Annotated in this window: 5 protein-coding genes, 1 pseudogene and 1 riboswitch; of the genes and pseudogenes, 2 read left to right on the top strand and 4 right to left on the bottom strand. The window is 40.5% G+C overall.

The features are described from left to right. The 3 genes and pseudogenes from CXF89_RS17780 to CXF89_RS17770 form a co-directional block, all read right to left on the bottom strand. Positions 1-478 (bottom strand): annotated as a pseudogene (locus CXF89_RS17780) (ATPase); the annotation flags it as partial. Then, positions 475-1,038: a condensin complex protein MksE gene (locus CXF89_RS17775; protein ID WP_008134540.1), complete on the bottom strand. Its 564-nt coding sequence runs from the start codon at positions 1,036-1,038 to the stop codon at positions 475-477. The gene CXF89_RS17775 and the pseudogene CXF89_RS17780, both read right to left, overlap by 4 nt. A gap of 5 nt (positions 1,039-1,043) precedes the next feature. Continuing rightward, positions 1,044-2,315 carry a hypothetical protein gene (locus CXF89_RS17770; RefSeq protein WP_121955344.1) on the bottom strand — a complete coding sequence of 424 codons (1,272 nt, stop codon included), beginning with the start codon at positions 2,313-2,315 and terminating at the stop codon, positions 1,044-1,046. A gap of 222 nt (positions 2,316-2,537) precedes the next feature. Here CXF89_RS17770 and nhaD point away from each other — a divergent pair, with 222 nt between their 5' ends. Further along, positions 2,538-3,785, top strand: a complete 1,248-nt coding sequence (nhaD, locus tag CXF89_RS17765) for a sodium:proton antiporter NhaD (RefSeq protein ID WP_121955343.1) — start codon at positions 2,538-2,540, stop codon at positions 3,783-3,785. Positions 3,786-3,894: 109 nt separating this feature from the next. Continuing rightward, a riboswitch (Lysine riboswitch) is annotated at positions 3,895-4,067 on the top strand. Positions 4,068-4,142: 75 nt separating this feature from the next. Beyond that, positions 4,143-5,546, top strand: a complete 1,404-nt coding sequence (lysC, locus tag CXF89_RS17760) for a lysine-sensitive aspartokinase 3 (protein ID WP_121955342.1) — start codon at positions 4,143-4,145, stop codon at positions 5,544-5,546. Positions 5,547-5,579: 33 nt separating this feature from the next. Here the strand turns inward: lysC and CXF89_RS17755 are convergent. Beyond that, a partial coding sequence (locus CXF89_RS17755) for a 4'-phosphopantetheinyl transferase family protein (RefSeq protein WP_257983241.1) occupies positions 5,580-6,336 on the bottom strand: 757 nt, incomplete at its 5' end.

Genomic DNA, 6,336 nt, shown 5'->3' with positions numbered 1-6,336 from the left:
GGGTTGCGCCGCCAGTAAGTAGCGCGTTTAACTCTTGTGCTTTTAACTCAATAGGGTTGTAGTTAAGCGATTTTAAATGGTTGAACAGCTTGGTAAATTTAATAATAGTTTTACCTTGCGTGTACTGCTCTAAATCAAGCTTTCCTTGATAACAAAAGTACTGATGCGCGTAACCGGCAATTTTACCAAGTCCCGCAACGCCTATTACTACCGAGCCATGAGGCAAGTTAGCTTCTAGTAAAATGTACGACTGATCGGATGAAAAATAAAACTTACGGGTTTCATCTAAATCGTGTCCATCCCATTCTGTTAAGCGCAAATCGTTAATAAGCGGGAACTGCAGGGCGTTAATAACCGAGCTTTTACCTGTGTTATTGGGCGCGCAAATAGAGCTGCTTTTATCAAGCGGGATCACACATTTTGCATAGCCTGCGGTGTTAAGTAGGGCGAGTTTACTTAGTCCGTATAGATTTTTCATTCCTCGTCCTCTGTAATATAGGTTTCTTCGTTTACTTCCATGAGTGCATCTATGTAGCGGTGAATTGGCGCTTGTAGCATAAAGCCGCCTTCTACTTCACGGGCTAAACCTAAGCGCACCATGCGCAGGTAAACGTCTTTGCGCAAATCAGATCCCGAAAATATCTCAAGCTGATCAAACAAATGTTTGTTAATTTGCACCAGCGTTTGCATAAGCTCTAAATCGTTTACGTCGTCAAACAATGCGCGCATTGGGTCTTTACCCGTATTGGCGTAGTGCTCAATTAAAATGTAAATGGTGAGTGCGATAGCACGAGATATTTTGCCCATATTGGGTGTGCTTTCGTCGCTACCAAAATAATAAAAGCCACGGCTATCGCGTTTTAAATCGTGACCTAGGGCGGTAAATAGGGCGGTGTAGTCTTCTATGTGTTGGTCAAGCTCTTGCCACATTACGTTGTCTTGCTCGCAAATGTGATAACCCGCTACTAATTTTTTATTAATGGCTTGTAGATGAGTTAGCTCGTTTAAGTTTATGTGTGTTGTAGTGGTTTCTATCATAAGAGTTATTTACCTGCCTTTGAATCTGGCTGAGGCTCTGAATTAAATGGATATAAAGAAAAGTGCTGACCGGCAATTTTTACGCGGGCTTTTTCATCACTTTGAATTATTTTAATATCGCTGTCGCTAACTAATTTTTGATACAAAAATAGCATTTCGTCGGCATCGAGATCTGGGTAGCTTTCGTCTAAAAATTGCAGCAAGGGCTGTGGCTTTTTGCGTTTTTTATTAAAGCGCTTAGCAAAGCTGGTTTTAACATCGTTGTAGTCAGGAATATTAGGCGTAACAAATGCAGGCACGTCTTGTTGATCTGGCAATTGGTATTCTTCGTGTTCAAATTCAACCAAGCTTGCCATGTAAGCCACGATATGGCGTTGCTGACCAAGCGAATATCGCTGCGCGTCGCTTACAAAATGTGGTTGCACAGCACTTAGCATATTGTCTACGCCATTTTTACGTACAAGCCCAAGTACTTTGGCTGCTTGGCGAGTAATTAAGTTATTACGGCGTAGCTCCTCACGTAGTGGCATAAGCATGTCGGCACTTTTACGTAAGCTTTCTCGACCCACTAAATGCATTTCGAGTATACGGGTACGTAATTGCTCCAACATGCGTTTGTCGTTGTACGCTTTACCTGAGTGCTCAATGTGCAGTATTTGCTTACTTATTTGCTCTTCAATGAGGGTAAAACACGCATGAAATTCACCGCGAATATCAACCATTTCAAGCATTGGCTCTATGTATTCGTCAAACGCTTCTATTACCGCTTTATAACGCTTTTGCAGCGATTGCACCGCATTATTAGATTTAGCTTGTTCAACAATATTTAAGATAGCGTTTTCGTTGTGTGCGTATAGCTTCATTATTTTACGCACCCGATCATCCATAATGCGGCTGTAGCGGCGTAAATCGTCAAAGTCTTCTATTTCGCCAGCGTTATCTAGGCGGTTACCTAAACGAGCCAGGTCCTCTACTAATACGCTAATTTCTTGTGCTAAACCTAAATGCTCTTCTTGCAGTAAAAAAGTAGCAAAATCAGCAATGGCACGATTTATTTCAAGTTGAGAGGATTTAGCCAGTGGGATTAAAATATCTTGGTTTAACAAACGATTTGTTTCTTTATAAATGCGTTCGTTTGACCACATAGGCTGCTTTTGCTTAATCGCGTTTTGTACGTCTTTTAGGCTAAAGTCAGCCATTTTAAAACGTTTAAATAATAGCTCTAATACACCCCAATGTTCGGTTATGGTGTTTAGCAGCTTTTTAGCTGGGATCATAAGAGGTTACAACATCCTAGTATTTTATTATTGAGTTCTTTTAGAAGACTCATTATTACGTATTTTTAATTAACCTTGTCTGTATATAGTATTCGTTTTTAAGACCATTTAATAATAGTTTTTGCATAGAGGCAGTGCTAAAATTCGCGCCGAAAATAGGCACATGAAATGGAATGTTATTTGTGTGTTCTTTAAAACTATATCAAAGGTTGTTTAACTACCATGGTTTCCTCGATTATTCTAACCCTGATAGCGATTGCATTTTTACTGATCGTTATAGAAGATATAATCCATGTCAATAAAGCTAAAACCACGCTGTTTTTTGGTACGCTTTGCTGGATTCTTCTTTTTATATACCCTCTACACGGGCAAAGCCCCGATACGATTCAACACCTTTTAAATGAAAATATTTTAGAAATTGCCTCTCTATGGCTATTTTTAATGGCTGCAATGACCTTTGTCGCGTATTTAAATTCAAAGGGGTTTATAGAAAACATTGTGCACCGCGTTATGCCAAAAAGTATTAGCGAAAAAAAGCTCATGTTTTTGGTGGGTGGTTTTGCATTTTTGTTTTCGTCGATTTCAGACAACGTAACAGCTACGCTTATATCGCTCGCGGTTGTTATGTCGTTAAAACTTGAACCTAAAAAGCTCATTAAATACGCCACGCTTATTGTGTTTGGGGTTAACTCAGGTGGGGTATCGCTAATAACAGGTGACGTAACCACACTAATGATATTTTTAGATGGCAAAGTAACCATTGCTCATTTATTACTACTTATAGCGCCAGCACTTGCAAGCGTTATGCTGCTAGCCGCGCTACTGTCTATCGGTATGAAAGGGCGTGTTGAATTTGCTGGTGCAGGTAAAACCCGCATTGAAAAAACCGACATTACCATTGCTGTTATATTTTTATCTACTGTAATTAGCACACTTACGCTGAGTGTAATTTACAGCGTACCGCCTTTACTCACCTTTTTGTTTGGCTTATCAGTCATGTTTTTAGTAGCGCAATTTTTAATGCGCAAAAAAGACATAAACAAAGACATAATCGATTTTGTTCGCGATATAGAATACGACACGTTATTGTTTTTTGTAGGTGTACTTTTACTTGTAGGCGCACTTAAAGAAATTGGTATGTTGAGTAAATTTACCGACCTATATACGGTAATGGCACCTGAATACGCAAACTACTTAATGGGCATATTATCAGCAGGGGTCGATAACGTACCGCTTACTGCTGCTTTATTAAAAGCCGATATAGTAATGAGCCAACAACATTGGTTGTCGTTTACGTATGCCACGGGCGTGGGCGGTTCAATGCTTATCATTGGGTCGGCTGCGGGCATTATTGCCATGAGCAAAGTTAAAGCGCTTACCTTTATGAGCTACTTGCGTTTATCGCTGCATTTATTAATTTGCTACACCGTAGGTTATGCAGGCTCGTATTACATGGGCAGTTTTATCTAATTTAAGTGTTATTAATTATTAAAACGCTTGACAGCTAGACGTCTAAACGATAACTTTCAAAGCCCCGCTACTTAGCGGGGTTTTGTTTTATTAGCCACTGGTTAATAAAGCATTCAGAAGAGGTGCGATACTTAGGTACTTAATGTTAGGCGACGAAAGCCAATGATCATTAAGGAGGGAAGTACTCGCCGAGGAAAATAATGGTACGTCGTCATTGTTTTTCGGTTTATGGGGCTGAATCCTCAAAACTGTCACCAATATAGGTGGAGAGCTTCTGGCAGTGGACTTATCTTCAAGCATTCCTTTGCCAAGTTCTTCTTGTTTTATTGCGGTTTGGATACCGCGAAAGGAGACTAAATGACTACCCAATCAGCGCCACAAACAGTGCCACAAACAGAGTTAAGCGCAAAATCAGATTACATCGTTGCCAAATTTGGCGGAACCAGTGTTGCAAATTTTGAAGCGATGAGTCGCTGTAGCGAAATTATTGTTGCAGATAAAAGCGTACGTATTGTTGCCGTGAGCGCCAGTGCCGGCGTAACTAACCATTTAGTTGCACTGTGTAAATCAAGTATTACCCCAAGTGAGCGCCAAGAACACATAAACGGCGTGCTTGCTATTCAGCAAACTATTTTAGATGAGTTATCGCTAGATGCCGATTTAGCGGTTGGTTTTAACGAAACCCTAAAAGCATTTCAAACATTGGCTCAAGAGTCACTAACTACCGATCAGCAACACGATGAGCTACTTAGCTTTGGTGAGCGTTTGTCGTCATATTTGTTTGCTCAGGTGCTGCGTTTACAAGGCTTAAATGCCGATCGCTTTGATGTACGCAAGGTGCTTAAAACCGACAGCCAATTTGGTAAAGCAACGCCTAATGTTGCAGCTACAGCGCAAGCTGCTAAAGAATTCTTAATTCCGTTATTAGATGAGCAAGTAATTGTTACTCAGGGCTTTATTGGCAGTGATGAATACGGCCAAACAACAACGCTTGGACGTGGTGGTTCTGACTATAGCGCTGCACTTTTAGCTGAAGCAATTAACGCTAAAAGCGTGCATATTTGGACCGACGTAGTTGGCATTTTTAGCACCGACCCGCGTTTGTGCGCAAAAGCGACGCCTATTGCACGTTTAAGCTTTGACGAAGCCGCCGAAATGGCGACCTTTGGCGCAAAAGTATTGCACCCAGCGACTATTTTACCAGCAAGCCGGAGCCACATTAACGTGTTTGTAGGTTCTAGCCGCGAGCCAGAGCGTGGCGGTACATGGATTGAGCGCGAAAAATCGCAGCAACCAGGCATACGCGCAGTAACGCAACGTAAAAACCAAATATTGCTTACGCTTAAAAGCCCAGAAATGCTACTCGCTAGTGGCTTTTTAGCACGCGTATTTACACTATTAAGTGAATACAATATATCGGTAGATTTGGTAACCACATCTGAAATTAGCGTAGCTATAACACTTGATAACGCGCAAAACGCCTCGCGCCCAGAGCTCGATCAAGAATGCCTAGATAAGCTTGCAGAGTTTTGCCATGTTTCGGTAGAAAACAACCTAACATTGGTGGCACTTATTGGCTCTGAGATTCAATTACGCCAACACGAAATGAACTTAATGAGTGTACTAAAAGACTTTAACATTCGATTAATTTGTCACGGTGCAAGTAAACACAACCTGTGCTTTTTAGTAGAGCAAACTGAGTCAGATAACGTAGTACAGTCTATTCATAGCCGTTTATTAGAAAATGATTTTGCTGCGTAAGTAATCGTTATTCAAGAAAATTACCTAGTAAAATCACTTAACAAAGTCAGTTAATAAAAAGCATCGCCAGTCGGTGCTTTTTTTATGCACCACACTCACATCAAAACAAACATTACTGTCACTGCTATCAACTACAGTAACGCGATTACTGCAAGCACTCAGCTTTGCACTATGTAATTCGTCAAACACATTGGGGCTAAGTAATTTTGCAATAGGGCGGCTGGTGGCTTTAGCAAGTGACTCTTTTAATGTCCAAATTCTAAAAAACGTATCTGCTTGGGCTTGGGTATTAGTGGGCTTGGTGATAAGTGTAATTTCATCATTATGGTAAAAATGCTTAGCGAGCTTTTCAAATGGGCGCTTTAGGCTTACTTTTTCAATATCAAAACCAAACTCACTTTTATCAAAATTTAGCGCGACCCCAATCAAACCATGCGAGTGCGAAATACAGGTATTAATAACATCACCATTTACGTGTATTTGCAGCTTTGAGCTTGCCTCGTCAAATTCGGTATTCATTTTATTAAGGGCTACGTGCGCATGTTGCGGCTGCGCTACTTTAATAAGGTGTTTTAACAATAACCGCGTCGCTAAATACTCTTGCTTAGCTTGCACTCTTTTACGGCGGTTTATAATAGTTAATTCAAATGGGCTTAAGCAATTGGGCAAATTAAAGTCACTAAGCTCAAGTGTTTTAGCATTAAATAATAAAATACTGTTACTCGCTAAAGACAAATTTGCCAATTGAGTTGAAGTAATACTCAAGGTATTTTTAAAATAGTGTTCAGTC

Origin of the sequence: Pseudoalteromonas sp. MelDa3, from assembly GCF_002863625.1 — a bacterium.
GTDB classification, from domain to species: Bacteria; Pseudomonadota; Gammaproteobacteria; order Enterobacterales; family Alteromonadaceae; genus Pseudoalteromonas; species Pseudoalteromonas arctica.
Note: the sequence above shows the minus strand (reverse complement) of the source record. Positions and strands in the feature narration are given on the sequence as shown.